The following is a 1,050-nucleotide window of genomic DNA, read 5'->3' as shown; positions in this document are numbered from 1 at the left end:
CCGGGGATGAGCCCGCGCCCGCCGGCGAACGAGATGCCGCCGAGGACGGCGGCGGTGATCGCCTTGAGCGTGTAGGACTGGCCGGAGAGCGGGTCGCCGACCGAGGTGATGCCGCTGAGCGCGACGCCGCCGAGCCCGAGGATGACCCCCGAGAGCCCGAAGACGAACAGCTTCGTGCCGGGCAGCGAGATGCGCGAGAGGTAGGCGCCGAGCTCGTCCGAGCCGAGGCCGTAGATCTTGCGGCCCATCGGCGTGCGCGCGAGCCAGACCGTGACGATCAGCAGCACCAGGGTGACGTACATGGGCGCCGGACCGTAGATCCACACCGTGAACTCGGTCGGCACCGAGCCGCCGGGGCGGGACATGATGAACAGCGCGATGCCGGCCCAGATGGTCGACATGGCGAGGGTGACGATGATCGACGGCAGCCGCAGGAACGCCACGAATGAGCCGGTGATGAGTCCGCACACGAGACCGACGACGATGCCGAGCACGATCGCGAGCACCGCGTTGTCGGGGGTGAGTGTCGCGATCAGCACGTTCACGAGGGTCAGCACGGCGCCGATGCTGAGGTCGATCTCGGCGATCAGCATGAGGTACCCGGCGGCCGCGGCGGCGAACAGCAGCACGAGCGACGACCCGAACACGAACTCGAGGTTTCCGGCGGTGAGGAAGGTCGGCTGGAAGGCGACGTTGAGCGCGACGAGCACGAGCAGGATCGCCCAGATCAGCAGGTCGCTGACCTCGATGCTGCGCCGCGTGCTGCGGCGGACGGCGGTGACGGCGGACATCATGCTCCCAACATGTTCTTGAGGAGGGCCGGTTCGGTGATCTCGTCGCCGACGAGCTCGGCGACGATCGCGTCGTCGTGGAACACGAGCACCCGGTCGCAGAGGCCGACGAGCTCGGGCAGCTCGGTGGAGTTGAAGACGACGGCGACGCCCGAGTCGGCGAGTTCGCGCAGCACACGGTAGATGTCGGCCTTCGCGCCCGCGTCGATGCCGCGGGTGGGGTCGTCGAGCAGTACGACCCGCGGCTCGACGAGCAGCG

1 protein-coding gene and 1 pseudogene are annotated in these 1,050 nt (G+C 69.0%); both read right to left on the bottom strand.

Annotation, left to right across the window (positions count from 1 at the left end):
* The coding region (locus ASG00_RS07935) for an ABC transporter permease (protein ID WP_200930889.1) at window positions 1-794 on the bottom strand (794 nt) is incomplete at its 3' end.
* Window positions 791-1,050 (bottom strand): annotated as a pseudogene (locus ASG00_RS15360) (sugar ABC transporter ATP-binding protein); the annotation flags it as partial. The gene ASG00_RS07935 and the pseudogene ASG00_RS15360, both read right to left, overlap by 4 nt.

This window comes from Microbacterium sp. Leaf351 (assembly GCF_001423825.1).
GTDB lineage: Bacteria > Actinomycetota > Actinomycetes > Actinomycetales > Microbacteriaceae > Microbacterium > Microbacterium ginsengisoli.
This window is presented reverse-complemented; position numbering and strand designations above follow the sequence as displayed.